The sequence below is a fragment of the Paracoccus gahaiensis genome, from assembly GCF_005048225.1.
GTDB lineage: Bacteria > Pseudomonadota > Alphaproteobacteria > Rhodobacterales > Rhodobacteraceae > Paracoccus > Paracoccus gahaiensis.
This window is the reverse complement of the sequence record NZ_SUNI01000017.1, coordinates 15255-40197: the sequence shown is the minus strand read 5'-3', so window position 1 is coordinate 40197 and position 24943 is coordinate 15255. Positions and strand designations below refer to the sequence as shown.

Genomic DNA, 24943 nt, shown 5'->3' with positions numbered 1-24943 from the left:
TTTTCATTGGCTGACCCGTGGATCAGGCTGGGCCTCGGCTCAGATCGTTTCCATCTGATCGACGGCGGCGCGGCAGGCCTCCTCGTCCCCCGCCGCCAAGGCGGCTTCCGCTTCGGCGATCAGCGCGGTGCGGTCGGGCATGGCTTCGGCGTCCATGGTCTCGGCGCTGTCCATCGTGGCGGCATCGTCCGAGGCCATGTCACCGCCCGCCTCGGTCGTCGCGACATCCGAACCCTCGGTGGTGGTGTCGTGGGGCATGTTGGTGGTCTCGACCTGATCAGCCTCTTCCGCGGCGGTCGGCGCGCCCTCCTGCTGGGCGGCGACGTCCTGACCGGATGTCGCGACCGGGGTGCCGGATTCGGCTTCCGTGCCCTGCAGGGGCGCCAGCGAGCCGTCCTGAATGATTCCGCCGTCGATCTCGTCCTCGTCCGACGCGGCCATGTCGGTGTCCGTGGCCGCCCCGTCACCCGTCTCTGCGGCCATGTCGTCCGAGGCGGTCATGTCCCCGGAATCCGCTGCCATGTCGTCGGAGGTGCTGTCCATCGGCGCAGCCGTGCTGTCCGTCTCGGGCGTTTCCAGCGGCGCCAGCGAGCCGTCCTTGGCGATGCCCTCGCTTGCACCGCCTTCGGCATTGGCGCCCTGCAAGCGGGCCAGATCCTCGGCGCAATCGGCCATCGCGGTGGTGCCGATCAGGGCCAGCGCACAGCTGGCCATCAGGGTGGTGTGCAGTCTCATGTGATCCTCCCAGATCCGCCCGTCCTCCCGGGCATGGGGATCCAACCGCAACGGATGCAGGATGTTCCCACCCTGCACCTTTAGGAGGACGCTCGGTTCAGTGCGGTGCGGCGGTCACCCGCCAGATCACGTCGCCCACATCGTCGGCCACCAGAAGCGAGGCGCCGTCCGCGCCGATCGCCACGCCCACCGGGCGCCCGAAGGCGATCTTCTCGTCCGGCGACAGGAAGCCCCACAGGATGTCGCGGGGCGGACCGGACGGGCGGCCATCGGCAAAGGGCACGAAGATCACCCGGTATCCGCTGAGGGTCGAGCGGTTCCACGACCCGTGCTGGCCGATCACCATGCCCTCGCCAAAGCCCGGCAGCGTGCCTGCGGGCATCCAGCAGAGGCCGAGCGACGCGGTATGCCCGCCAAGCGCGTAATCGGGGGTGATGGCGCGGGCGACCAGTTCGGCGTCCTGCGCGACGCGGTCGTCCACCGTCTGGCCCCAGTAGCAATAAGGCCAGCCGTAGAACCCGCCCTCCTGCACCGAGGTCAGGTAGTCGGGCGGCGTCTCGTCGCCCAGACCGTCGCGTTCGTTGACCACGGTCCACAGGGTGCCGGACCCCGGCTCCCACGCCATGCCCACGGCATTCCTCAGCCCCGAGGCGAAGATGCGCGCCTGCCCGCTGGCCAGGTCCAGTTCCCAGATCGCGGCGCGGCCCTCTTCGGCGGCCATGCCCTTGTCGCCGATATTGCTGAGCGATCCGACGCCCGCATAGATCTTCGTTTGGTCGGGCGAGACGATCAGGCTGCGCGTCCAGTGGCCGCCGGGCTTGAAGGTGACCAGGCGGCGGCCCTCTCCGGTCAGCTGCGTGGCGCCGCCCTGATAGTCGAAGGCCACGATGCCATCGGTATTGCCGACATGGAAGCTGTCGCCCACCAGCGCCATGCCGAAGGGCTGGTTCTGGTCGGTGAGGAAATCATGGCGGATCTCGGCCACGCCATCTCCGTCCGCGTCGCGCCACAGGCTGATGCGGTTGGCGCTGATGCCGATGGCCTTGGCACGGCGCATGGTGGCCTGGGTGGCGCGGTCCATCAGCGTCTTGGGCGGGCCCGGCTGCTCCTTGCTTTCGGCCACCAGCACGTCGCCATTGGGCAGGACCTCGATCCAGCGGGGATGGTCCAGACCCGTGGCGAAGGCATTGACCGCCAGTCCCGGCGCGGCGGTCGGGACATGGCCCTGCGCCCAGCCCCCGGCGGTGGGCATCTTCAGCGTCATGATGCCCTGCTTGCGCGCCTCGGGGATCTGGGGTTCCTGCCCCACCGCCCGCGTCCGGGGCGCCCCGAACCGCCGGATCGCCACCATCGTGCCACCCACCAGCGCCGTCGCCTTCGCCATGAAGTCCATATCTGCCCCGCCCTGTTTGCCTTTGCACCATAGCCCGCTGCCCGGCAGGGTCAAACGGCGAAGGCGCGCAGGGGGCCGGGCTTGATCCTTGCCCTCAGGCGTCCGACCGGACCTCGGGCGCGGGCGCGGGGGGCAGCTTGAAGTTCCAGGCGATCACCGCGTTCAGCACCACCGCGCCGATCAGCGAATAGACCACCCGGTCCACCGGCAGCACCGCCAACGCCACCAGAAAGACCAGCGCGTCGAAGCACATCTGGAACCAGCCGGTGCGAAAGCCCGTGCGCTCCTCGACCATCAGCGCGACGATGCCCAGGCCCCCCGCCGAGGCATTGTGGCGAAACAGCGCCAGCAGCCCCGCGCCGCTGCAGCTGCCCGCCAGGATCGCCGCCAGCAGCGGCGGCAGGGTGTCGAAGGTGATCCAGCGGCCCAGCAGCGCGCTGGTGACCGAGATGCCCAGCACCGCCACCGTGGTCCGCAGGGCGAAGCTGCGGCTGCGATGCTTGAAGGCGAGCCACAGGAAGGGCAGGCTGACCAGCAGGAAGACCAGGCCGAAATCCAGGGGCAGCACATAGGACAAGAGCACCGCCGCGCCCGCCGTCTGCCCCGTGGTCAGCGCCGCCGCCTTGAGGAAGGTCACCCCCAGGCTGGTCAGCAGGATGCCGAAGGCGATGCCTTGGAGGTCATAGATCGGCACGGGCGATTTCAGCGTCATCGGCAGGGCATCCTTGCAGGGCGGCGGCGGGGTCCGGGGGCATCGTGGCCGGGCGGGGGCGGCAGGTAAAGGCCCGGCGGTGTCCGCCGGGCGCCGGACGGCTGGACGCTGCCCCCTGAAAGGCGGCGCCATGGCCGGACGGGTCAGCCCTGTGCGGCCATCCAGGCATCGATGCCGGCCTGCGCAACCTGCTGGTCCTGCGCGGGGCTGCCCGACGAGATGCCGATGCCGCCCACGACCTCGCCCTGCCAGATCACCGGCAGACCGCCGCCCACGACCATCAGCCGCCCCCCGATCGCCGAGGCGATGCCATAGGCGGGCTGGCCCGGCTGGCTGGCGGTGCCGTAATCATGGGTGGCCTTCTTGGCGGCGGCGGCGGTGAAGGCCTTGTCGATGGCGATGGTTGACGAGGTGACCTTGCCGCCCTCCATCCGTTCGAAGGCGATCAGCTGGCCGCTTTCGTCGGTGATGGCGATGCACATCGGCACGCCGATCCGCCCGGCCTCGACCGAGGCGCCCTCGATCAGGCGGCGGGCATCGTCCAGGTCCAGTCGCGTGACTGATTTCATGTGGGTGGTCCTTTTTACTTGGCCCGCCACCACAACATCGCTTCGCGCCCCGCGTCCACCCCCCGGGCACCCGCTATGCGACGATGGCGCGGCGGGCGGACCCGGCTTCCGGCTTCAGTGCAGGTGGATCCGTCCGCGCAGCTGGTGTTCGTCCTGCAGAAGGCTCAGCAGCCAGGGGCGCATCGCGGGGCCCTGCAACCGGGCGCCGGCCTCGGCGATGGCGCGCAGCAGCACGGCCTCGACCAGCCGCTCGGCCGAGCTTTCGTCGGGCATCAGGCGTCGCGCGCGGCGCAGCAGTTCGATCACCACGGCGTCGAGGCTGTCCGCATCCTCGTGCAGCACTGCGTCATGCTGGCTGTGCAGCGTGACCAGCAGCGGCTGCGCCGTGCTGGGCTTGGCGAAGACGCCGCGACCCTGAAAGCGGGCAGGGATCTGGCAGCGGTCGTAGCCGGTCAGGAAGACGAAGGGGATGCCGCATTCGGACAGGAAATCGGCGACCGGAAACGAGGTGCCGCCCTGCATCCGCACATCCAGGATGGCGCCCTGGATCAGGCCGATCCGCCCGATGGCGTCGTGGATGTCGGCAAAGGGGCCGATGACCCGATCGCCATGCGCGCGGATCTCGTCGGCCAGCTTGCTGGCGACCAGGAAATCATCCTCGACCACCATGATGTTCAACCCGTTGCCCGTCATCATGGCTCCTGTGCGGTCTTGGCTTGCCCGGTCCCGGGACGGGCGGGCGACAGACGGAGACATGAGTATCCGACATGCCGGCACGGATGACCAGACCGGATCGTTCACCATCTGTCCCCGAAGTTCTGCGGAGTCTGCGCCACGGCCGCGCGGGTGTCGGGACGCGGGTCAAAGCACCAGAAGATAGCGCGTCGAGCGTCCGCCCTCCGGGCCGCGCTGCAGGGCGCCCGAAGCCTCCATCTCGGCCAGATCGCGGGTGGCGGTGGCCGCCGAGACGCCCGCAATGCGCGCATAGGGCGCCGCCGACAGGCCCTGCGCGATGCGGCCCGGGCCTTCCGCGAACAGCCGCCGCAGCACCTTGGCGGCGCGGGGCGGCAGGGCGTGGCGGGCCAGATAGGCGTTGCGCGCGACCAGGAAGCGGGCATCCGCGACCGCGTCATCCACCCCCGCGATCAGCCGGTCCAGGAACCACAGCACGAAGGGTGTGGCGTCCAGATGGTCGCCCGTCACCTGACGCCCGGCCTGCAGGGCGGCATAATAGCCGCGCTTGTCCGCCTCGATCTGGCGCGACAGCGAGAAGGGCAGCGCGCCGCCTTGGGCAAAGACATGTTCGACCAGCGCCCGGCCAAGGCGCCCGTTGCCATCCGAGAAGGGGTGGACAGATTCGAACCACAGATGCGCCAGCGCCGCGCGGATCGGCACCGGGCGGGGGTCGCCCGCCAGCGCGGTTAGGAAGTCGTCCATCATCGCGGGCACCCGGTCGGGCGGTGGCGCGGTGTACAGCACCTCGTCGCGGCCCGCCGTCGCGCTGCGGGTGATGACCATGGGAAAGCTGCGCCAGCGGCCCTTGTCCTCGACCTCCAGCCCGTGGAACAGCAGCCGGTGCCAGTGCCACAGCGTGGGGGCGTCCAGCGCCCCCTGCCCTGCCCGCGCCTCCAGCATCAGATCCGCGATGGCATCCGCGCGCCGGCGCGGTTCGGCCCCGCGATGGGCCAGCGAGGCCACGACCGAGGCCTGCACCTCGGCGGTAGGCAGGCTGGCGCCTTCGATGGCAAAGGACGACACCGCCTCATTGGTGACGGCGCGCAGGAACGCCTCGCGCCGCTCGTCGGGCGAGAGCGATTCGTGCAGCCCGCTTATGGCGCCGAGCCGGATGGAAAACGCCGCCAGTGGCGCCTCGGTCCGGGCGGGGTCATGGCGGAAATGCGGCCAGGCAGGGCTGTTCCAGATGTGCATGAGGGGAATGTGCGCGTCATTCCCCTCAGGATCAAGGCGGATCTGAGGGGAATAACGCCGGTATTCGCTTCAGTAGGGGTTTGGGGGCCGATCCCGGCCTTGGGGGCGATCCGGCCACAGCGCGTTGAAATCTGTTGCAGGAATCGGAATGCTGCGTTTAACTTACGGCACAAAGTGAATAAGACGCCGCAAAGCGTAACAGACCGAGGCAGGACCAGAATGAACGCCAAAGAGCGGATCGACCGCCTGGTCGGGGACCATGCTGCCCGGCTGTCCGAGCGGCTGCAAGCCCATCGGGCGCAGCTGTTCCCCCCCGATGCCCGGCGCGAGCTGCGCAAGTTCACCTCGGGCGAGGTCGCGGAGTTGCTGGGCGTCAAGGATGCCTATCTGCGCAAGCTGAACCTGGACGGGCGCGGCCCCTCGCCCGAGACGCGGGCCGGGGGGCGGCGCTATTACTCGCCCGCCGACATCCAGGCCCTGCGCGAGATGCTGGAGAAGGGCGCGAAAAGCCCGGGCACCTACCTGCCGGGCCGCCGCCCGGACGACCACATGCAGGTCATCGCGGTCATCAACTTCAAGGGCGGTTCGGGCAAGACCACCACCGCCGCCCATCTGGCGCAGAAGCTGGCGCTGGACGGCTATCGGGTGCTGGGGATCGACCTGGACCCGCAGGCCAGCCTGTCGGCGCTGCACGGCTTCCAGCCCGAGTTCGACCTGCTGGATGGCGGCACGCTCTATGACGCGATTCGCTATGACGATCCGGTGCCGTTGCGCAACGTGATCCAGCGCACCTACTTCACCAATCTGGACCTGATTCCCGGGAATCTGGACCTGATGGAGTTCGAACACGACACGCCCCGCGCGCTGATCGGACGGTCGGGTAACCTTTTCTTCACCCGGATCGGCGACAAACTTGCCGAGGTTCAGGACGATTATGATGTCGTCGTGATCGACTGCCCGCCGCAGCTGGGATTCCTGACCATGTCGGCCCTGTCGGCCGCCACGGCGATCCTGGTCACCGTCCACCCGCAGATGCTGGATGTCATGTCGATGTGCCAGTTCCTGCTGATGACCTCGAACCTTCTGGGCGTGGTGGCCGAGGCCGGGGGCAACATGAACTATGACTGGCTGCGCTATGTCATCACCCGCTACGAGCCCGGCGACGGGCCGCAGAACCAGATGGTCAGCTTCATGCGGTCGATGTTCGGGGACCATGTCCTGAACCACCCGGTGCTGAAATCCACCGCCATCTCGGATGCCGGGATCACCAAGCAGACCCTCTACGAGGTCGAGAAGAGCCAGTTCACGCGCGGCACCTACGAGCGCGCGATGGAAAGCCTGAATGCCGTCAATGGCGAGATCGAGGGCCTGATCCAGGCCGCATGGGGCCGGGAGGACCGCTGATGGCACGCAAGGACCTGCTCAAGGACCTGATGGCGGGCAAGCCCGCCGAGGATCATCCCGCCCCGACGCCCCTGCCCCGCTCGCAGCGCGGCGCGATCGGCGCGGTCAGCCAGTCCATCGCCGACCTGAAGTCGCGGGCCCTGATCGAGGTGCCGGCCGAGCTGATCGACATGGCGGGATTTGCCGACCGGCTGGACGGCGACCCGCAGGGCATCGCCGCGCTGAAGGCCTCGATCCTGGATTACGGCCAGCAGGTGCCTGTGCTGCTGCGCCACAGCCCGACCGCCGAGGGGCGGTTCGACATCGTCTTCGGCCGCCGCCGGGTGCAGGCCCTCAAGGAGCTGCGCCTGCCCGTCAAGGCGATGGTGCGCGACCTGAACGACCACGACCTGGTCATCGCGCAGGGGCAGGAGAACAGCGCCCGCAAGGACCTGAGCTTCATCGAGAAGGCGAATTTCGCCGCCCAGATGCAGCGCGGCGGCTATGACCGCAAGGTGATCTGTGATGCGCTGTCGATCGACAAGACGGTGATCTCGCGCATGCTGTCGATCATCGAGGCGCTGCCGGAGGGGCTGGTCGCAGCCATCGGCGCGGCGCCCTCGGCCGGGCGCGACCGCTGGCTGGCCCTGGCCGACCAGGTCCGGGGCCGCCCCGCATCCGAGCTGATCGCCGCCGCAAAAGGCGCCGATTCGGACGCGCGCTTTCTGGCGGTGCTGGCCGCCGCGAGGCCCACCCCGCCCAAGCGTGCCCCTGCCCCGCCCGCACCCCTGACGGGCGCCAAGGGCACGATCTTGGGCAAGGTCAGGACAACACATGGAAAAGCTGTGATCGAACTGACCGGGGAAGGCCGTGCCTTTGCCGACTGGTTGCTGGATCACATCGAGGATCTTCACCGCGACTGGTCGGACAAGAACCGGTAACGGGAAGACGGCAGGACACACAAGCAAGGAGGCACGACGGGTCAGAACACAAAGAAAAGCCCTCCAGGACATACATCCCGAAGGGCCGCTTCTCGAACTCGCACCTCGAAGATAGCGGCTTTCGTTGACAGCTGTCAACACCGTCCTTGCGGGCGAACGATGGTTCGTACCCTGTGATCGACATCATGAGGCATATTTCAATGACGCCCTTCGGGCGGCAACCGGTCACAGCTGGCCTGCTGGCAACGCATGCGCTGGCCGAGGTCTCGGCCCCGCAGGCCAGCGTCGACAAATGGGCGCTGCTGCGCGACCTAACCACGGCGCGCACCGCCTTCGGGGTCAGCGACCGCGATCTGGTGGTGCTGTCGGCGCTGCTGTCCTTCCACCCTGCCCCGCAGCTGGTGGACGGCGCGATGCTGGTCGTCTTTCCGTCCAACGCCTCGCTGGCGCAGCGCGCGCATGGCATGGCGGAAAGCACCCTGCGCCGGCATCTGGCCGCGCTGGTGCGGTCCGGGCTGATCCTGCGCCGCGACAGCCCCAACGGCAAACGCTATGCCCGGCGCGGGCCCTCGGGCGCCCTGACACGGGCCTTCGGCTTCGATCTGCGGCCCCTGCTGGTGCGGACCCCTCAGATCGCCGCCGAGGCCGCCACGGCGCGTGAGGCACAGGAAGCCCTGCGGTCGTTGCGGGAGACGGTCGTGCTGCGGTTGCGCGATCTGACCAAGCTGATCACATGGGCGATGACGGACCACCCCGGAGATTGGGACGGCGTCATCGAGGATTGCGCGAACCTGCAGCGGCGTCTGCGGCGGCGCCTGTCGGGTGACGAGCTGCATGACCTGGACCTGCGGATCGGGCGGATGATGGCGCTGATCATGCCGGTGGCCCCCTCCATGAACGACCCGAAAACAGCCGGAATGGACGGCAGCGACGCCCAGACTGAGCGGCACTATCAGAGTTCAAAGAAAGATAACCTTGAATCTGACAGCTGCAATGAGCGGGTCCATGTGACCGCCCCAGACCTTCCTCTGGACATCGTGCTAAAGGCGACGCCCGAAATCGTGGCCTTTGCGGTGGAACCGGTGCGAAGCTGGCGGGATCTGACAGGGCTTGCGGGGCTGATCGCGCCGATGATGGGGATCGTCCCACAGCTCTGGCGGCGAGCCTGCGACCGGATGGGGGCCGACACGGCGGCCGTCGCCTTGGCCTGCATCCTGCAACGCGGTTCCGCCATTGCCAATCCCGGCGCTTATCTGCGGCGGCTGACCGATCAGGCGGAGGAACGCGGCTTTTCCGCGACACCGATGGTCATGGCACTGATCCGGGCCGAGAACCGACATGCCGTGTAACCCTCGGCGCCGCAACGGCACGCCGCCCCCATGCAAACGGCCCGAAGGGCGACTGCCTCCGGGCCGGAACGTAAAGGTCGGGGAAGTTGACAGCTGTCAACTCGGTCGCTCAGCCCAGATAGGCGGCCAGCGCAGCCCTGACCCCGTCGCGGTGCAGCGCCGTCAGGGCATCGGTGAACGCCTGCGCGAAGCGCTCGTCCTGCGGCAGATCGCCGAAGATCGCAGGCTGGTCCAGGAAGGCCAGAGGCCGGTCACGGGCGGCAAGGGCATGCTGCTGCAGGACTGCATGCGCGTCGTCGTTCGGCGCGAGCGGCGTGCCATCCTCGGTCGTGCCCTCGCAATAGCGGCACCACAGCGCCAGTTCCAGCGCCAGACCCTCGACCGATCCGCGCGCCGCCAACCGGTCGCGCAGGGTCGGCAGGATGAACTTGGGCTGGCGGTTCGATCCGTCCAGGCACAGCCGGGGGATCGTGTCGCCAATTCGAGGGTTCGAGAAGCGGTCCACGATCAGCGCCAGATAGTCGTCATAGCTGACGCCGTCGATCGGCTGCAGGGTCGGGATGATCTCGCGCGTCTCCAGCGCGACCAGCCAGTCGCGGATCTGTGGGTCGGCCATCGCGTCATGGACGAAATGGTGGCCCAGAAGCGCCGGAGCATAGGCGATGGCCGCATGGCCGCCATTGAGGATCCGCAGCTTCATCAGCTCGTGCCGGCCGACATCCGCGACGAACTGCGCGCCGGCGTCCTGAAGGGCAGGGCGGCCCTGCGGGAAATTGTCCTCCAGCACCCATTGGCGGAAGGGTTCGCAGACGACCGGGGCGTCATCCTCGATCCCGAACTGGTCGCGCACCAAGGCACGCTCGCGGTCCGAGGTGGCGGGGGTGATGCAATCGACCATCGAGTTGGGAAAGGCGATGGTCGCCGCGATCCAGTCGGCCAGCGCCGGGTCGGACTGTCGGGCGAGGCCGATGACGGTCCGTGCGCAGACATGGCCGTTCTCGGGCAGGTTGTCGCAGGACAGCACCGTGAAGGCCGCAAGGCCCGCATCGCGGCGTGCGCGCAGGGCGGCCAGGATCATGCCGAAGACGCTGCGCGGCGCGTCGGGATGGGCGGCGTCATGCGCCATGTCGGGATGGGCCGCATCGAAGCCGTCGGTCTTGGCATCGACATAGTATCCGCCCTCGGTGATGGTCAGCGAGACGATGCGGATGGCGGGATCGACCATGGCGGCAATGGTGGCGGCCGGGTCGACTTCCACGAAGTCGATCATCGATCCCAGCACCTGCGCCGACAGGCCCGAGGGGTCCAGCTCGACCAGCGTGGTCAGCCAATCCTGCCGCGCCAGCCGGTCGCGCATGGCGGTGTCGCCCGGGCGCACCCCGGCGCCGACCAGCGCCCAGTCATGGTCGCGGCCCTGCGCGAACAGCCGGTCCAGATACCAGGCCATATGCGCGCGGTGGAAATTGCCCACACCCACATGCAGGATGCCGGGGCGCAGCGCCGCGCGGTCATAGCCGGGGCGCGCCACCTGGGGCGGAAGCTGGGGCAGGGCGGTTTGGGTCAGCCGGATGGCCATGGTCGGACCTTTCATCATGGCGCCATCCCCCGCACCCCCTGGGGCGCGAGGAAAGACGTTCTGCATCAATGGGTTAAGATGGATCGGGTGTCAGATCGGCGCGGCGATGCGATCGCCCGCGGCGTCAAAGCGGTGCATCTGCGCGGTGTCGGGGGTCAGGAAGACCGTATCGCCGTGATGCAGGTCGATATCGCCGCCCGCGCGCACGGTGATCGTCTCGGCCAGTCCCGTGCCTTCGACATAGAAGAAGGTGTCGGAGCCCAGATGCTCGCTGACGCCCACACGGCCCTGCCAGGTGCCCGTCGTCGCCGAGACGCCGATATGCTCGGGGCGGATGCCGATGGTCTCGGCCCCGTATTCGGCCGCGGCCGGGCCCGAGAGCAGGTTCATCTTGGGGCTGCCGATGAAGCCCGCGACGAACAGGTTCTTCGGTGCGCGGTACAGCTCCATCGGGCTGCCAACCTGTTCGATGTGACCGGCGCGCAGGACCACGATCTTGTCGGCCATGGTCATCGCCTCGACCTGGTCGTGGGTCACGTAGACCATCGTGGTCTTCAGGCGGTTGTGCAGCTCGCTGATCTCCAGCCGCATGCCGACGCGCAGGGCGGCATCCAGGTTCGACAGCGGCTCGTCGAAGAGGAAGGCCGAGGGCTCGCGCACGATGGCGCGCCCGATGGCCACGCGCTGGCGCTGGCCGCCCGACAGCTGGCCGGGCTTCCGATCCAGGTAGTCGGTCAGGTTCAGCGCCTTGGCGGCGGCCTCGATCCGGCGGTCCTGCTCGTCCTGCGGGACCGAGGCCATGCGCATCGGGAAGGCGATGTTCTTCCGGACCGACATATGCGGGTAAAGCGCATAGGATTGGAACACCATCGCCAGACCGCGCTTGGCGGGGGGCGTCTCGGTGGCGTCCTGACCGTCGATCAGGATGCGCCCGCCGGAGGTATCCTCCAGCCCCGCGATCAGGCGCAGCAGGGTCGATTTCCCGCAGCCCGAGGGGCCCACGAAGACCACGAACTCGCCGTCATCGATGTCCAGGTTCAGGGGCGGGATGACCTCGACGTCTCCGAACCGCTTCGTCACGTTTTCCAGGGTGATGCGTCCCATGGTCGTCCCCTTATTTCACCGCGCCGAAGGTCAGGCCGCGGACAAGTTGTTTCTGGCTGAACCAGCCCATGATCAGGATCGGCGCGATGGCCATGACCGAGGCCGCCGACAGCTTGGCCCAGAACAGGCCCTGCGGGCTGGAAAAGGACGCGATGAAGGCCGACAGCGGGGCCGCGTTGGTGGTGGTCAGCTGGATGGTCCAGAAGGCCTCGTTCCAGGCCAGGATGACGTTCAGAAGCATGGTCGAGGCGATGCCCGGGATGGCCATCGGCGTCAGCACGTACAGGATCTCGTCGCGCAGGCCGGCGCCGTCCATCCGCGCGGCCTCCAGGATCTCTCCGGGGATCTCGCGGAAATAGGTGTACAGCATCCAGACCACGATCGGCAGGTTGATCAGCATCAGCATGACGGTCAGGCCGATCCGCGTGTCCATCAGCCCGGTGCGCAGGAAGATCAGATAGATCGGCACCAGCACCGCCACGGCGGGCATCATCTTGGTGGACAGCATCCACATCAGGATGTTCTTGGTGTGCTTGGTAGGCGAGAAGGCCATCGCCCAGGCCGCCGGGATCGCCACGATCAGCGCCAGGATGGTGGACCCGACCGCCAGAATCACCGAATTGGTGAAGGGCTTCCAGTAGTCGTTCTGGGTCTGCACCGCCTCGAAGCTGGACCAAGTGAAGGACGGGATCAGGCTGAAGCCCGAGATCGCCTCCTGTTCCGTCTTCAGGCTGGTGATGATCGTGTAGAGGATCGGAAAGAACAGCGTCAGGGCTACGGCCCATGCGGCGATGGTATAGCCGATCTTGCTGCGGGTGCTGCTTGCGCGTGCCATGATATCCCCCTCAGTCCAGGTTCTTGCCGACGGCGCGCATCAGGAAGATGGCGACCAGATTGGCCAGGATGACCGCGATGATGCCGCCGGCTGCGGCGCCTCCGATGTCGAAGTTCAGGCGTGCGGCGCGATAGATCAGATAGGTCAGGTTCGTGCTGGCATTGCCGGGGCCGCCATTGGTGGTCACCAGGATCTCGGCATAGATGCCCAAAAGGAAGATCGTCTGGATCAGGATCACCACGGTGATCGCGCGCGCCATATGCGGCAGGGTCAGGTGGATGAAGCGGCTGACGGATCCGGCGCCGTCCATCTCGGCAGCCTCCATCTGCTCGCCGTCCAGCGATTGCAGGGCGGTCAGCAGGATCAGCGTCGCGAAGGGCAGCCATTGCCAGGCCACGATGATGACGATCGAGGTCAGCGGATATTGCGCGAACCAGTCCACCGGCTGCAGGCCCAGGAAGCGCGCGATGTCGGCGAAGACCCCATAGGAGGGGTGCATGATCATGTTCTTCCAGATCAGCGCGGCCACCGGCGGCATCACGAAGAACGGCGAGATGATCAGGATCCGCACGATCCCCTGGCCCCAGATCGGCTTGTCGATCAGCAGCGCGATGGCGATGCCGCCGATCACGGTGATGGCCAGCACCCCCAGCACCAGGACCAGCGTGTTGACGATCGCGGCCATGAAGGCAGGGTCGGTGACGAAGTACTGATAGTTGAACCATCCGGCCCAGCTGGTCACCGCCGGGTTCAGCAGATTGTAGTTCAGGAACGAATAATACAGCGTCATGCCCAAGGGGACGACCATCCAGATCAGCAGCAGGATGATCGCGGGCGCGCGCATCAGGCGCGCAAGACTCTGGGTCTGGCGGGTGGCCATGGCGGGCGTCCTCCGGGGCGCATGGGTGGGGCAGGGGGGTGCGCCGCCCCGTCAGGCGGGGGGGCGGCGCGGGGGGCGCTTACTTGGGATAGCCGGCGCGGGCCATCTCACGCGCGGTCGCGGACTGGGCTGCGGCCAGCGCATCCTCTGCCGACATCTGCCCGGCAAGTGCCGCCGAGAAGGTCTGCCCGACCTGCGTGCCGATCCCCTGGAACTCGGGGATCGCGACGAACTGTCCGCCCGTATAGGGGATGTCCTGCACCGAGGCCTTCTGCGTCTCGGCCGCGTTGATCGACTCCAGCGTCATCGCGGCGAAGGGCGCGGCTTCCTGGTACTCGGGGTTCTCGTAAAGCGAGGTCCGCGTGCCCGGAGGGGCGGCGCGCCAGCCTTCGGCCTCGGCCACCATGTCGGTATATTCCTTGCTGGTCGCCCATGCGACGAAGGCCTTGGCCGCGTCCTGCTTCTGGCTGGAGGCCGGGATGGCCAGGTTCCACGCCCACAGCCAGTTGCCGTGGTTGTCGACGCCGTCCTTGTTGGGGAACTGCGCAAAGCCCACGCTGTCGGCGACGGTCGAATCCTCGGGGTCGGTCACGAAGCTGGCGGCGACGGTGGCGTCGATCCACATGCCGCACTTGCCCTGCTGGAACAGCGACAGGTTCTCGTTGAAGCCGTTCGAGGACGCGCCCGGAGGCCCGTATTCGTTCATCAGCGTCAGATAGTCGGTCAGCGTCGCCTGCCATTCCGGGCTGTCGAACTGCGGGGTCCATTCGGTGTCGAACCAGCGCGCGCCATAGCTGTTGGACATGGCGGTCAGGAAGGCCATGTTCTCGCCCCAGCCCGGCTTGCCGCGCAGGCAGATGCCATAGATCTCGGCGTCGCGGTCGGTCATCGCCTCGGCCGCCGCGGTGATCTCGGTCCAGGTCGGGTTGTCGGAAATGGTCACGCCCGCCGCCTCGGCCAGGTCGGTGCGGTACATCACCATCGCGGATTCGGCATAGAAGGGCGCGGCATAGAGCGTGTCGTCGACCGACAGCGCGTCGCGCACGGCGGGGACCAGATCGTCCACGTCGTAATCCTCGGGCAGGTCGTCCAGCGGGGTCAGCCAGTCCTGCGCGGCCCAGATCGGCACCTCGTAGGTGCCGATGGTCAGCACGTCGTACTGCCCGCCGCTGGTGGCGATGTCGGTGGTCACGCGCTCGCGCAGCACGTTCTCCTCCAGCGTGACCCATTCCAGCGAGATGGTCGGGTTCGCCTCGGTGAAGGCATCCGTCATCTGCTGCATGCGGATCATGTCGCCATTGTTCACGGTGGCGATGGTCAGGGTGACGGGGTCCTGTGCGGCGGCGATGCTGCCTGCGGCGCACAGGGCCGTCGCGCCCAGAAGGGCGCGGAATGTCGTGGTCATGGTAGTCCTCCCTTGGCGGTTGAGCATTTGCCCTTCCGATGGGCATATTCTCACCAATCTGCACGAATCTGTCAACGCCCATTCCCCGCCGCGCTGCGGCGAGGGTGCAAGCCGTTCATCCGTCGGGAAAAACCTCAGTCCAGCAGCCGCTCGGCGGTGGCTTCCGAGGTGACCAGCCCGGTGATCAGCCGTCCGGCCAGCGCGGCGCGAATCGCCGGCAGCTTGGACTGGCCCGAGGCGAGGGCGATCACGTCGCGGGCCGGCCGGCAGGGCAGGGGGGCCGAGGCCACGCGCCGGTTGAAGGCGCAGTCGAGGATCCGGCCCTGCGCGTCATAGACCCAGCTGGTGATCTCTCCGACCGCGCCCGCACGGGCCAGCTCGGCCATCTCGGCCTCGGACAGGAACCCGTCCACATGCAGCGGCGCGGTCATGTCCATCTGCCCGATGCCGACCAGCGACAGGTCGGCCCGCGCGCACAGATCGATCGTGTTCCGCGCCGCCTGCTGCGCCTGCATGGCCGCCAGTTCCGCCGGATCGCGGGCCAGCACCGGCAGCGGATAGGGAAAATGCGGCGCGCCGATGCGCTCGGCCAGCCGGATCGTGGCATTGTAGGGCGTGGCCGAGCCGTCCTGCATCATGTTGCCAAGCCGCGAGACGACGACATGCTGCGGGCAGGTCATGCGCGGCAACTGCTCGACCATGGCGCGCAGGTTGCGCCCGGTGCCCAGGCTGACGATGCGGCGCTCGGGCGATTTCAGCACGCGTTCCAGAAGGGCGGCGGCGGCGATGGCGATGCCCGCCAGCAGGTCCGGCGCCTCGGGGTCCGAGGGCGCGACCTCTGCCAGCGTCAGGCCATAGCGGTCGGTCAGCGCCGCAGCCAGGTCCATGCAGCGCCCGATCGGATGGTCCAGCCGTACCTTGACCAGCCGTTCGGACAGGGCCATCGCCACCAGCCGCTGCGCGCTCTGGCGGCTGACGCCCAGCTTGCGGGCGATCTGGTCCTGCGTGTTGCCCGCCACGTAATACAGCCACCCCGCGCGGGCGGCGTCGTCCAGGCGCGTGGTCTCCGGGGTGAAGCGGTCGGCGCTCATCCGGGCAAACCCTCGACCCGGGCCAGACGGGCAGGAAAGTCGCGCCAGTCGGCAAAGCTGTCATGGCCCTCGGGCGCGGGCTGCCCTGTCAGATGCGTGCCGCCCGCGTAATGCAGCACGCGCATCCCGGCGGCGCGGGCGGCGGCCAGGCCCGGGGCGCTGTCCTCGATCACCAGGGCATGGGCGGGGTCCGCCCCCATCTGCGCTGCGGCGAACAGGAACAGGTCGGGCGCCGGCTTGCCGCGCGCCACCTGGCTGGCGGTGAAGACATGCGGCCCGAAATGGTCCGCCAGCCCCAGAAGCTGCAAGGTCCGCGCCACCCGGGGCGGGCTGGACGAGGTCGCCACGCAGACCGGGCGGTCCAGCGCCGCGAGCAGGTCGACCACACCGTGCGTCGGCGCCAGATCGGTGGCAAAGCGGTCCAGCAGCCGGGCGCGATAGCGGGCCTCGAAATCGTCGGGCAGCACCCGGGCCAGCCGGTCGCGGATATGGGCGGCGACGGTGGGAAAGCTGCGGCCCAGGAAATCGCGCCGCACATCGTCCAGCGTCAGGGCAAGGTCCAGATCCGCCAGCTGGTCGATCAGCACCTCGGCCGACAGGATCTCGCTGTCGGCCAGCACGCCGTCGCAGTCGAAGATGATCAGGTCCACCCGCATCGTGTCGCCTCCTGTCGATGGGCGCAGCCATAGTCGCAATCGCGCCCGTGGGGAATAGGCCCGCATCGCGCCGGACCTCTGCGCCCGTCCGGCAGGATCGGGCAGGCGGATCCCGAAGGCCTCCATGCCCGCCCATCGCGCCTCACGGAACCGCCCCGCCCCCCTCGGGTTGACCCCGCATGAGCACAACCGACGCCGCCCGGACCCATCCCGCCCGCCATGTCCGCCCCGAGGACCATGACCGGGCCGTCTGGCTGCGGGCCGGGGCCTGGCTGGCGCTGGCCGCGGGGCTGCTGGCGCTGCCCTTCATCGTCATCCTGATGGGCGATCCGCCCGCCGCGCGGGGGTTGACGCGCGACCTGTCCCTGGGCCTGGGCTTTGCGACCCTGTCGCTGGCGGGGATGCAGTTCGCGCTGACGGGTCGGCTCAAGCCGCTGCTGCATCCCTTCGGCGCCGATATCGTGGTGGTGTTCCACCGCTTCCTGTCCTGGGGGCTGGTGGCGCTGATGCTGGGGCATTTCGGGATGCTCTACATCTGGCATCAGGACGATCTGGGCGTGCTGAACCCGCTGCAGGCGGAACCGCACATGACCGCCGGGCGCGTGGCGATGGGCTGTTTCCTGGCGCTGGTCGTCAGCTCCGAGTTCCGCAAGCGGCTGAAGCTGGACTATCTGTGGTGGCGGTATCTGCATGTCGCGCTGGCGATCACCGGCTTTGTGATGGCGATCTGGCATGTGCTGGGCGCGGGGCATTTCACCGGGCAGGACGGCACGCGCGGGCTGTGGCTGGCGGCGACGCTGGCCTGGCTGGGGTTGATCCTGTGGACGCGCGTGCTGCGCCCGTGGCAGCAATCGCGCAACCCCTGGCGCGTGACCGAGAATCGCGACGAGGGCGACGGCGTCCACACGCTGGTGCTGGCGCCCGAGGGCAAGCCGCTGCGCGGCTGGCGGCCGGGGCAATTCGCCTGGCTGGCCGTCGGCAACAGTCCGTTTGCTTTGCGCGAACACCCCTTCACCATCTCGACCGCACCCGACAAGGGCAACCATGTGCGCTTCTCGATCAAGCCCTTGGGCGATGACAGCAAGCGCCTGTCGCAAACCCCGGTCGGCGCGCGGGCCTGGGTCGACGGCCCCTATGGCACCTTCTCGGTCGACCGCGAGGCCGATGCGGGCGGCTTCGTGATGATCGTGGGCGGGGTCGGGGTGACGCCGGTCATCGCCAACCTGCATGCGCTGCAGGAACGCCGCGATCCGCGTCCGGTGATCCTGCTCTATGCCAATGACGATTGGGATCAGATCGCCTTCCGCGACCAACTGGCCCGCATCGCGCAGGATATCGACCTGCGCGTCACCCATGTGGTCAAGACCCCGCCCGATGGCGGCGACTGGCCGCCCGAGGATCACGTGACCCGCGACGGCATGATCGACGCCGAGGCCTTGGCCGATCTGCTGCCCCCCGAAAGCCGCGACTGGCCGCATATGCTGTGCGGGCCCCCGCCGATGCTGGACGCGGTCCGCAAAGCCCTGCTGAAGATGGGCGTGCCGCGCCGCCGCATCGACAGCGAAATCTTCGAGATGGTCTGACAGATGCGCCCGATCCTCGCCCGCGTTCTCGCCGCCGCGATGGTGGCCCTAGCCCTGGGGCTGGCCACCGCCTTCGCGCTGGCCTTGCCCTCGGCCTGAACCCCGCCTCAGCCGGGCATCTGCAGGATGCCCTTTTCAGCCAGCGTCTTATCGGCTGGCCCTGTGTTGGGCGGAGTCTCCACCTCCAGCCGGCGGCGGGGCAGGGCGCCCGGCTGCTCGCGCTGCAGATAGGCCAGCAGATGCTCGCGGATCTCGCAGCGCAGATCGAAGGCGCGGCCCGCATTGCGCGCGCTGGCCAGGATCCGCACCTCGGTCACGCTTTCGCGGAAGTCGGTGACCTGCAGCGCGAAGACATCCTTGTCCCACAGCGCCGAGGCGCGCACGATCCGCTCGGCCTCGGCCCGCAGGTCGGGGATGCTGACGGCATAGTCCACATACAGCATCACCACCCCGATCAGCGTCGCATCCGAGCGGGTCCAGTTCTGGAAGGGCTGTTCCATGAAATAGCTCAAGGGCACGATCAGGCGGCGCTTGTCCCAGATGCGGATGACGACATAGGTGCCGCCGATCTCCTCGACATTGCCCCATTCGCCCTCGACGATCACCGCGTCGTCGATGCGGATGGGCTGGGTGATGGCCAGCTGGATGCCCGCAAACAGGTTCCGCAGCACCGGCTGCAGCGCCAGACCCACGACGAGGCCCGCCGCGCCGGCCGAGGCCAGCAGGCTGACCCCGTATTGGCGCACCCCGTCGATGGTCATCAGCATCGCGCTGATGCCCACGGCCAGAATCAGCATGGAGCCCACCTGCTGCAGGATGCGCGACTGCGTGACATGCTTGCGCGCCAGCAGGTTGTCCTCGACATCCATGCGGAAGCGGCGCAGGTGCAGCGCCACCCAGATCTGCAGCGCCGCCCGCGCCACCATCGTCAGGCAGGCGATGAAGGACAGAAGCAGGACATGGCGCAGGGTCGCGGTCTGATCGACCGTCAGGGGGGCGATGCGGGCGGCCAGCGACAGGCCGACGATGATCAGCGCCAGCTGCACCGCCATCCGCGTGCGGGCCAGCAGCGGCCCCCAGAAATCGCTGCGTCGTGAAATCAGGCGCAACACGACGCGCTGGATCACCAGCCAGCCCAGCCATGACAGGCCCAGGGCCACCAGAAAGATCAGCGCGGTTTCAGTCCAGCGGTCCATGCAATCCTCGTGCGTCGTGACGGTCTCGGGGGCGCGTGTGGCCTGCCCCCGTCCGGGGCGCAACCCCCGCGTGCAGGGCGCCGTTCCGGGGCCGACCGCCGATCCGGTGCAGGTTCGGCCCCGCGCCGCAAGGCGGGCAGGGGGTGCCACCCTGCGGGTCGGTCTGCCCGCCGGATGGGCAGATGCCGGTCAGCAGGTCGAGATGCCCGGCGCGGACCGCCGCCCCGTCCGTCCGGACCGGGAGGCCGTCAGTCCGCGCCGCCGGGCAGCGTGCCGCCGATCCGCTCGGCGATATGGGCCGCGATCATCGTGTCCAGATGCGCGCCGCCGCCATTCTTGAAGACGGTGATCTCCTCCGACCCGGTCCGCCCGCAATGGCCCGGCACCAGATCATAGAGATCGCCGATCACGTCGGCCTCGGTCAGCACGCCCGAGGCGAGGGGGATCATCAGCTCTCCGATATGGTGGATCGTCGTCGCGCGGCTGTCCACGAAGACGCGGGCCTTGCGCATCAGGGCGTCATCGGCCTCGCGCATGTCGGCCTTGTAGGCGCCGATCAGGTCGACATGGGTGCCGGGCCGCACCCAGTCCCCCTGCAGGACCGGCTGGCGCGCCATCGTCGCGGTCGAGATGATGTCGGCCTGACCCGCCGCCGCCGCCAGATCGGTCACGGCGGTGACGCCATAGCCCTCGTCGGCCATCTGCCGGGCCAGCGCCTCGGCCTGCTCGGGGCGGCGGGCCCAGACCTGGATGCGGTCGATCTGCGGCAGCCCGGCGGCGTAGGCGCGGACCAGCCCCCGCGCCAGCGTGCCCGCGCCCACGATCAGCAGGCTGGTGCTGTCGGGCCGCGCCAGCAGCTGCGCGCCCAGCACGGAATCCCCCGCCGTCTTGAATTCGGTCACCAGCGCGCTTTCGATGACGGCGCAGAGGGTGCCGTGGTCGGGCTCGAAGAACATCATCGCGCCCTGCACGGTGGGCAGGCCATGGGCGGGGTTCCGGTCGAAGACCGTCACCGCCTTCACGCCATAGCCCACCCCCGGCAGATAGGCCGCCCGCGTCAGCATCGTCCCCTGCGCGGGCCCCAGGAACAGATCGCCCAGTTCGGGGCGGCCCGCCTTGTGGCCTTCGCGCAGCGCGCCGATGGCGCCGGTCCAGTCGATCCGGCCATGGGCCTCGGCATAGGTGATCAGGTCGAGGGGCATGGCCACTCCTTCGGGTCAGAGATCAGGGGTCAGGCCAGGTGCTGGCGGAACCAGTCGATGGTGCGGGTCCAGGCCAGCTCGGCCGCCTCGGCATCATAGCGGGGCGTGGAATCGTTGTGAAAGCCGTGGCCGGTGCCTGCGTAGATATGCGCCTCGTAGGGGGTCCCGGCCTCGTCCAGGGCCTGCTGGTAGGCGGGCCAGCCCTCGTTCACGCGCGGATCCTCTTCGGCGTAATGCAGCAGCAGGGGCGCGCGGATGCGGGGCGCGTCGGCGGGATCGGCCTGCCGCCCGTAGAAGGGCACCGCCGCGCCCAGATCGGGAAAGGCCACCGCCGCCGCATTGGCCACGCCGCCGCCATAGCAGAAGCCGGTGATGCCGACCTTGCCGGTAACATCCGCATGCGCCGTCAGGAAGTCGATGGCGGCGAAGAAGTCGTTCATCAGCTTTTCGCCATCGACCTGCTGCTGCAGCGCGCGGCCCTCCTCGTCATTGCCGGGATAGCCGCCCATGGGCGTCAGCCCGTCAGGGGCCAGCGCGATGAAGCCCGCCTTGGCGACGCGCCGCGCGACATCCTGGATATAGGGGTTCAGTCCCCGGTTCTCGTGCACCACGACGACGCCCGGCGCGGTGGCCGTGCCGGTGGGGCGGACCAGATAGGCGCGCACCTCTCCATGGCCCTCGGGCGAGGGATAGGTGATCCATTCGGCACGGATGTCGGGATCGTTGAAGCTGACCTGCTCGGCCAGCGCATAATCGGGCGACATCATCCCCAGGATCGCCACGGCGGTCAGCCCGCCCACCGCGAACTTGGCCGCCCGGTCCAGGAACTGACGCTTGGTGATCACGCCATGGGCGTAGAAATCGTACAGCTCTCGCAGCTCGGGGCTGAAATCCTTGGCGGTCAGGCGCGGGCTCATCGGCGTCTCCTGGGGCTGGACTGGGACGTGCAGAGTGTCGGCCCACCGCCCGCCGCGTCAAGGGGCAGCTTGACCCACCCCCCTCACAGCGCCACCAGCCGCCGCGCGGCCCACCAGCTGGCCGCCGCCAGCACCCCGGCGGTAGCCAGGCACAAGGGCAGCCCGCCCAGCTGATAGCTGAGCCCCGACAGCAGCGTCCCCATCAGCCGCCCCGCCGCATTGGCCATGTAGTAGAATCCCACGTCGCGGGTGATCCGCTCTGCCGCGCCGAAGGCCAGGATCAGGTAGGAATGGACCGAGGAGTTGATCGCGAAGACGAAGCCGAACAGCAAGAGCCCCCCGATCAGCGTCCCCGTCAGCCCGGCCGTGGGCTGCGGCACGATCCATGCGGCGGCGGCCAGCGCCAGCGGGATCGGAACCAGATAGGCCGCCCACCTGACGGCCTTGCCGGTGATCGCCGCCTCGGGCTGCTGGCGCCCGCCCAGCAGGCGGGGGGCTGCGGCCTGCACCGCGCCGTAAAGGATGATCCACAGCGCCATGAAGCTGCCGACCAGGAAGAAGGCCTCGCGTCGCCCCTCGGGCGTGCCGTCCGACAGGACCGCCTGGAAATAGATCGGGATGCCCACCACGAACCACACGTCGCGGGCCGCGAACAGGAACATCCGCGCCAGGCTGAGGCGGTTGACGCGGGCATCGCGCGACCGCCAGCCCGACCAGCCCTCGGACGACTTCATCCGGCCCGGCAGGCCCGGCGGCAGGAAGAGCACCACCGCCAGCAGGATCGCGGCCAGCACGGCGGCCATGGTCCAGATCGCCGCCTGGAACCCGGCCAGCCCCAGGGCGGCGGCGCCCAGGAAGAAGCCCAGGCCCTTGACCGCGTTCTTCGATCCGGTCAGCGCCGCGACCCACCGGAAAAGGCCCCCGTCCTCGGCGGGCGCCAGCACCTTCACGGCGGATTTGGACGACATCTTGGACAGGTCCTTGGCCACGCCCGACAGCCCCTGCACCGCCATCACGAAGACGACCGAGGCGCCCACGCCCCAGGCCGGATCCAGCTGCGCCAGCGCCGCCAGCGCCACGATCTGCAGCCCCAGTCCCGCATAGAGCGTCGCCGCCAGCCCGAAGCGCGCGGCCAGCCAGCCCGCCGCCAGATTGGTGACGATGCCCGCGACCTCGTAGAAGACGAACAGATAGGCCAGCTGTACCGGCGAGAAGCCGAGCGCGTTGAAATGCAGCAGCACCAGCATCCGCAGCGCGCCATCCGACAGCATGAAGGCCCAATAGGCCGCCGTCACCGCCCCATAGGCGCGCAGCGGGTTCGCGGTCGTGCTCATGCAAGCGACCCCGCCACCAGGCGCGTCACATCCGCCAGGCGGCAGGCATAGCCCCATTCATTGTCGTACCAGGCATAGATCTTGACCTGCGTGCCGTTCACCACCATCGTCGAGCCCGCATCCACGATCGCGCTGCGCGGATCGTTGACGTAATCGGTCGACACCAAGGGCCGCGTCTCATAGCCCAGGATCCCCTGCAGCGGGCCCTCTGCGGCGGCCTGAAAGAGGGCGTTCACCTCGTCCACGGTGGTCGGGCGCTCGACCTCGAAGACGCAATCGGTCAGCGAGGCATTGAGCAGCGGCACCCGCACCGCATGGCCGTTCAGCCGGCCCGCCAGCTCGGGATAGATCAGCGTGATCGCGGTGGCGCTGCCGGTGGTGGTGGGGATCAGGTTCAACAGCGCCGAGCGCGCGCGGCGCATGTCCTTGGCGGGGCGGTCGACGATGGTCTGGGTGTTGGTCACGTCATGGATCGTGGTGATGGAGCCGTGGCGGATGCCAAGCGCCTCGTGGATGACCTTGACGACTGGCGCGAGGCAGTTCGTCGTGCAGCTGGCCGCCGTCACGATCCGCTGGCTGCCGTCATAGAGATCGTCGTTCACCCCATAGACGAGGTTCAGCGCCCCGCCATCCTTGACCGGCGCGCTGACCACCACCTTGGCCACGCCCGCGTCGAAATAGGGCGCGATCCGGGCGGCGGTCTTGAAGACGCCGGTGCAGTCGATGACGAGATCGACGCCCATCTCGCGCAGGGGCAGGGCCTCGATCGTGCGGGCATGGGTCAGGCGGATGGGCTGGCCGTCCAGCACCAGCTGGTCGCCCTGTGCCGCAACGGGCGTGGTCCAGCGCCCGTGGACGCTGTCGAACTCCATCAGCAGGGCGTGCTGGTCGGCGTCTCCCTCGGGATCGTTCAGCAGCACGATGTCGCCTCCGGCACCCTGATCGATCAGGGTGCGCAGGGCCAGCTTTCCGATGCGGCCAAGGCCGTTCACGGCGATACGAGTCATGGGGGTGTCAGTCCTTCGTCAGGGCGTCGGCGTCGATGCTGTCGACATGGGCCTGCAGCGTCAGCCGGTCCAGGCTGGCCACGGGCAGGGCGGTGAAGGCCTCGATCCGGCGGCGCAGGGCGCCATAGGTGCGCGCGAAGGCCAGCGCCTTTTCGGCATCCGTCCCCTCGGCCTTGACCGGATCGGGCAGGCCCCAATGGCCGGTGATCGGCTGGCCGGGCCAGGGCGGGCATTCCTCGGCCGCCGCCGTGTCGCAGACGGTGAAGACGAAATCCATCCTGGGGGCCCCGTCCGCCTGAAACTCGGACAGGTGCTTGGACCGCATCGCGCCCGTGTCATGGCCGTTGCGGGCCAGAACGTCCAGCGCGAAGGGGTTCAGCTGGCTGCCCGGGCGGGTGCCTGCCGAATGGGCGACGAACTTGTCTCCGCCCAGATCGCGCAGCAGCGCCTCGGCAAAGATCGAGCGGGCGGAGTTGCCCGAGCAGATGAACAGCACGTGATAGCCGGTGTCGCGCATGGTCGTGTCCTGCGATGAGAGAAGGGGGGCCAGAAGCGGGGACAGAAGGTCGGGCCGGGCGCGGCCCAGATCCAGGGCCAGATAGCCCAGAAGCGCCTCGGCACTGCCGAGATCGACGGAATAGAACAGCGACCGCCCCTCGCGGCGCGGCACCACGAGGCCGCATCCGGCCAGATCCGAGAGGTGATGGGACAGGGTGTTCGGCTTCAGATCCAGCGCCTGCGCGATCTCGGTCGGGCGCACGCCGCGCGGCGCAAAGCGCATCAGCAGGCGGAAGACCGCCAGACGGCCGGGATGGCCGAGCGTGGCGAAGGCATGAGCGGCGTGAGTTTGTTCCATGATTCCTGAATACAGGAAATATCAAAGAACGCACGTGAAAGTCTGATGACGCCCCGGTGACGGAGGTCGAAGGCCGCGCATCGGGCGCGGCCTTCGGTCGGGCCGGTCAGGGCTTCTTTGGGGTCCCGGGTTTGGTCTTGTCCATCTTGGCGGGGTTCAACGCGTCGAAATCCTCGGGCGAATGGGGTACGCCGTGATGGGCGCCCTGTCCGTTCTCGCGCTCGGGCTCGTCGTCCTTGCCCATGCCGGTCTCGTGGTTCTTGGTCATCGCCGTCTCCTTGGTTGGCCGT

24 protein-coding genes are annotated in these 24943 nt (G+C 68.6%); 4 read left to right on the top strand and 20 right to left on the bottom strand.

Annotated features, from left to right (window positions below; translation table 11 throughout):
• Positions 1–39: 39 nt before the first annotated feature.
• The 6 genes from FA743_RS15535 to FA743_RS15510 form a co-directional block, all read right to left on the bottom strand.
• A complete protein-coding gene (locus tag FA743_RS15535; protein WP_136887013.1) occupies positions 40–735 on the bottom strand; it encodes a prolipoprotein diacylglyceryl transferase in 696 nt (231 codons plus the stop codon).
• Between the two features lie 97 nt (positions 736–832).
• Complete coding sequence (locus tag FA743_RS15530) at positions 833–2128, bottom strand: PQQ-dependent sugar dehydrogenase (RefSeq protein ID WP_136887012.1); 1296 nt, start codon at positions 2126–2128, stop codon at positions 833–835.
• Between the two features lie 94 nt (positions 2129–2222).
• On the bottom strand, positions 2223–2840 hold the full coding sequence (locus FA743_RS15525; RefSeq protein WP_136887011.1) for a YitT family protein: 618 nt from the start codon (positions 2838–2840) through the stop codon (positions 2223–2225).
• A 143-nt stretch (positions 2841–2983) separates the two neighbouring features.
• Positions 2984–3409 (bottom strand): GlcG/HbpS family heme-binding protein, encoded by a 426-nt coding sequence (locus tag FA743_RS15520; RefSeq protein WP_136887010.1) that lies wholly within the window; start codon positions 3407–3409, stop codon positions 2984–2986.
• 114 nt (positions 3410–3523) lie between these two features.
• Positions 3524–4105: a response regulator gene (locus FA743_RS15515; protein WP_169308911.1), complete on the bottom strand. Its 582-nt coding sequence runs from the start codon at positions 4103–4105 to the stop codon at positions 3524–3526.
• 165 nt (positions 4106–4270) lie between these two features.
• Positions 4271–5338, bottom strand: coding sequence for a Fic family protein (locus tag FA743_RS15510; RefSeq protein ID WP_136887008.1), 1068 nt, complete (start codon positions 5336–5338; stop codon positions 4271–4273).
• A 219-nt stretch (positions 5339–5557) separates the two neighbouring features.
• Here FA743_RS15510 and repA point away from each other — a divergent pair, with 219 nt between their 5' ends.
• From repA to repC, 3 genes are all read left to right on the top strand, one after another.
• Complete coding sequence (repA, locus tag FA743_RS15505; RefSeq protein ID WP_136887007.1) at positions 5558–6742, top strand: plasmid partitioning protein RepA; 1185 nt, start codon at positions 5558–5560, stop codon at positions 6740–6742.
• Complete coding sequence (gene repB / locus FA743_RS15500) at positions 6742–7662, top strand: plasmid partitioning protein RepB (RefSeq protein WP_136887006.1); 921 nt, start codon at positions 6742–6744, stop codon at positions 7660–7662. Before repA ends, repB begins: the two co-directional genes overlap by 1 nt.
• A gap of 185 nt (positions 7663–7847) precedes the next feature.
• Entirely contained in the window at positions 7848–9011 is a 1164-nt protein-coding gene (repC, locus tag FA743_RS15495; RefSeq protein WP_136887005.1) for a plasmid replication protein RepC, read from the top strand.
• A 109-nt stretch (positions 9012–9120) separates the two neighbouring features.
• Here repC and FA743_RS15490 read toward each other — a convergent pair whose 3' ends face one another.
• The 7 genes from FA743_RS15490 to FA743_RS15460 all read right to left on the bottom strand — a co-directional run bounded on the left by FA743_RS15490 (position 9121) and on the right by FA743_RS15460 (position 16558).
• Positions 9121–10605, bottom strand: coding sequence for a mannitol dehydrogenase family protein (locus FA743_RS15490; protein ID WP_246054987.1), 1485 nt, complete (start codon positions 10603–10605; stop codon positions 9121–9123).
• A gap of 72 nt (positions 10606–10677) precedes the next feature.
• A complete protein-coding gene (locus FA743_RS15485; RefSeq protein ID WP_136887004.1) occupies positions 10678–11691 on the bottom strand; it encodes an ABC transporter ATP-binding protein in 1014 nt (337 codons plus the stop codon).
• 10 nt (positions 11692–11701) lie between these two features.
• Positions 11702–12526 carry a carbohydrate ABC transporter permease gene (locus FA743_RS15480; RefSeq protein WP_136887003.1) on the bottom strand — a complete coding sequence of 275 codons (825 nt, stop codon included), beginning with the start codon at positions 12524–12526 and terminating at the stop codon, positions 11702–11704.
• 10 nt (positions 12527–12536) lie between these two features.
• Positions 12537–13406: a carbohydrate ABC transporter permease gene (locus FA743_RS15475; RefSeq protein ID WP_136887002.1), complete on the bottom strand. Its 870-nt coding sequence runs from the start codon at positions 13404–13406 to the stop codon at positions 12537–12539.
• A 79-nt stretch (positions 13407–13485) separates the two neighbouring features.
• On the bottom strand, positions 13486–14811 hold the full coding sequence (locus tag FA743_RS15470) for an ABC transporter substrate-binding protein (protein ID WP_136887001.1): 1326 nt from the start codon (positions 14809–14811) through the stop codon (positions 13486–13488).
• A 134-nt stretch (positions 14812–14945) separates the two neighbouring features.
• Positions 14946–15902, bottom strand: a complete 957-nt coding sequence (locus FA743_RS15465; protein ID WP_136887000.1) for a sugar-binding transcriptional regulator — start codon at positions 15900–15902, stop codon at positions 14946–14948.
• Complete coding sequence (locus FA743_RS15460) at positions 15899–16558, bottom strand: HAD-IA family hydrolase (RefSeq protein ID WP_136886999.1); 660 nt, start codon at positions 16556–16558, stop codon at positions 15899–15901. Before FA743_RS15460 ends, FA743_RS15465 begins: the two co-directional genes overlap by 4 nt.
• Positions 16559–16737: 179 nt before the next feature.
• Here FA743_RS15460 and FA743_RS15455 point away from each other — a divergent pair, with 179 nt between their 5' ends.
• Positions 16738–18141, top strand: coding sequence for a ferredoxin reductase family protein (locus tag FA743_RS15455; protein ID WP_136886998.1), 1404 nt, complete (start codon positions 16738–16740; stop codon positions 18139–18141).
• A 107-nt stretch (positions 18142–18248) separates the two neighbouring features.
• On the opposite strand, the gene FA743_RS15450 is transcribed toward FA743_RS15455, so the two are convergent.
• The 7 genes from FA743_RS15450 to FA743_RS20375 form a co-directional block, all read right to left on the bottom strand.
• The gene (locus FA743_RS15450; protein WP_136886997.1) at positions 18249–19337 is read right to left on the bottom strand and encodes a mechanosensitive ion channel family protein; all 1089 of its coding nucleotides are present in this window, start codon (positions 19335–19337) and stop codon (positions 18249–18251) included.
• A gap of 248 nt (positions 19338–19585) precedes the next feature.
• Positions 19586–20539 (bottom strand): ornithine cyclodeaminase family protein, encoded by a 954-nt coding sequence (locus FA743_RS15445; protein WP_136886996.1) that lies wholly within the window; start codon positions 20537–20539, stop codon positions 19586–19588.
• A 29-nt stretch (positions 20540–20568) separates the two neighbouring features.
• Positions 20569–21456 carry a YghX family hydrolase gene (gene yghX / locus FA743_RS15440; RefSeq protein WP_136886995.1) on the bottom strand — a complete coding sequence of 296 codons (888 nt, stop codon included), beginning with the start codon at positions 21454–21456 and terminating at the stop codon, positions 20569–20571.
• A gap of 83 nt (positions 21457–21539) precedes the next feature.
• Positions 21540–22790: an organoarsenical effux MFS transporter ArsJ gene (arsJ, locus tag FA743_RS15435; RefSeq protein ID WP_136886994.1), complete on the bottom strand. Its 1251-nt coding sequence runs from the start codon at positions 22788–22790 to the stop codon at positions 21540–21542.
• Complete coding sequence (locus FA743_RS15430) at positions 22787–23797, bottom strand: ArsJ-associated glyceraldehyde-3-phosphate dehydrogenase (protein ID WP_136886993.1); 1011 nt, start codon at positions 23795–23797, stop codon at positions 22787–22789. The genes arsJ and FA743_RS15430 overlap by 4 nt, the downstream gene beginning before the upstream one ends.
• A 7-nt stretch (positions 23798–23804) precedes the next feature.
• Positions 23805–24653 (bottom strand): metalloregulator ArsR/SmtB family transcription factor, encoded by an 849-nt coding sequence (locus FA743_RS15425; protein ID WP_136886992.1) that lies wholly within the window; start codon positions 24651–24653, stop codon positions 23805–23807.
• Between the two features lie 106 nt (positions 24654–24759).
• Complete coding sequence (locus FA743_RS20375) at positions 24760–24921, bottom strand: hypothetical protein (RefSeq protein ID WP_169308910.1); 162 nt, start codon at positions 24919–24921, stop codon at positions 24760–24762.
• Positions 24922–24943 lie beyond the last annotated feature (22 nt).

Bases quoted from the DNA above. Each gene is read 5' to 3' on its own strand.
- FA743_RS15535 (WP_136887013.1), bottom strand. From the start codon at position 735: ATGAGACTGCACACCACCCTGATGGCCAGCTGTGCGCTGGCCCTGATC.
- FA743_RS15530 (WP_136887012.1), bottom strand. From the start codon at position 2,128: ATGGACTTCATGGCGAAGGCGACGGCGCTGGTGGGTGGCACGATGGTG.
- FA743_RS15525 (WP_136887011.1), bottom strand. From the start codon at position 2,840: ATGACGCTGAAATCGCCCGTGCCGATCTATGACCTCCAAGGCATCGCC.
- FA743_RS15520 (WP_136887010.1), bottom strand. From the start codon at position 3,409: ATGAAATCAGTCACGCGACTGGACCTGGACGATGCCCGCCGCCTGATC.
- FA743_RS15515 (WP_169308911.1), bottom strand. From the start codon at position 4,105: ATGATGACGGGCAACGGGTTGAACATCATGGTGGTCGAGGATGATTTC.
- FA743_RS15510 (WP_136887008.1), bottom strand. From the start codon at position 5,338: ATGCACATCTGGAACAGCCCTGCCTGGCCGCATTTCCGCCATGACCCC.
- repA (WP_136887007.1), top strand. From the start codon at position 5,558: ATGAACGCCAAAGAGCGGATCGACCGCCTGGTCGGGGACCATGCTGCC.
- repB (WP_136887006.1), top strand. From the start codon at position 6,742: ATGGCACGCAAGGACCTGCTCAAGGACCTGATGGCGGGCAAGCCCGCC.
- repC (WP_136887005.1), top strand. From the start codon at position 7,848: ATGAGGCATATTTCAATGACGCCCTTCGGGCGGCAACCGGTCACAGCT.
- FA743_RS15490 (WP_246054987.1), bottom strand. From the start codon at position 10,605: ATGATGAAAGGTCCGACCATGGCCATCCGGCTGACCCAAACCGCCCTG.
- FA743_RS15485 (WP_136887004.1), bottom strand. From the start codon at position 11,691: ATGGGACGCATCACCCTGGAAAACGTGACGAAGCGGTTCGGAGACGTC.
- FA743_RS15480 (WP_136887003.1), bottom strand. From the start codon at position 12,526: ATGGCACGCGCAAGCAGCACCCGCAGCAAGATCGGCTATACCATCGCC.
- FA743_RS15475 (WP_136887002.1), bottom strand. From the start codon at position 13,406: ATGGCCACCCGCCAGACCCAGAGTCTTGCGCGCCTGATGCGCGCGCCC.
- FA743_RS15470 (WP_136887001.1), bottom strand. From the start codon at position 14,811: ATGACCACGACATTCCGCGCCCTTCTGGGCGCGACGGCCCTGTGCGCC.
- FA743_RS15465 (WP_136887000.1), bottom strand. From the start codon at position 15,902: ATGAGCGCCGACCGCTTCACCCCGGAGACCACGCGCCTGGACGACGCC.
- FA743_RS15460 (WP_136886999.1), bottom strand. From the start codon at position 16,558: ATGCGGGTGGACCTGATCATCTTCGACTGCGACGGCGTGCTGGCCGAC.
- FA743_RS15455 (WP_136886998.1), top strand. From the start codon at position 16,738: ATGAGCACAACCGACGCCGCCCGGACCCATCCCGCCCGCCATGTCCGC.
- FA743_RS15450 (WP_136886997.1), bottom strand. From the start codon at position 19,337: ATGGACCGCTGGACTGAAACCGCGCTGATCTTTCTGGTGGCCCTGGGC.
- FA743_RS15445 (WP_136886996.1), bottom strand. From the start codon at position 20,539: ATGCCCCTCGACCTGATCACCTATGCCGAGGCCCATGGCCGGATCGAC.
- yghX (WP_136886995.1), bottom strand. From the start codon at position 21,456: ATGAGCCCGCGCCTGACCGCCAAGGATTTCAGCCCCGAGCTGCGAGAG.
- arsJ (WP_136886994.1), bottom strand. From the start codon at position 22,790: ATGAGCACGACCGCGAACCCGCTGCGCGCCTATGGGGCGGTGACGGCG.
- FA743_RS15430 (WP_136886993.1), bottom strand. From the start codon at position 23,797: ATGACTCGTATCGCCGTGAACGGCCTTGGCCGCATCGGAAAGCTGGCC.
- FA743_RS15425 (WP_136886992.1), bottom strand. From the start codon at position 24,653: ATGGAACAAACTCACGCCGCTCATGCCTTCGCCACGCTCGGCCATCCC.
- FA743_RS20375 (WP_169308910.1), bottom strand. From the start codon at position 24,921: ATGACCAAGAACCACGAGACCGGCATGGGCAAGGACGACGAGCCCGAG.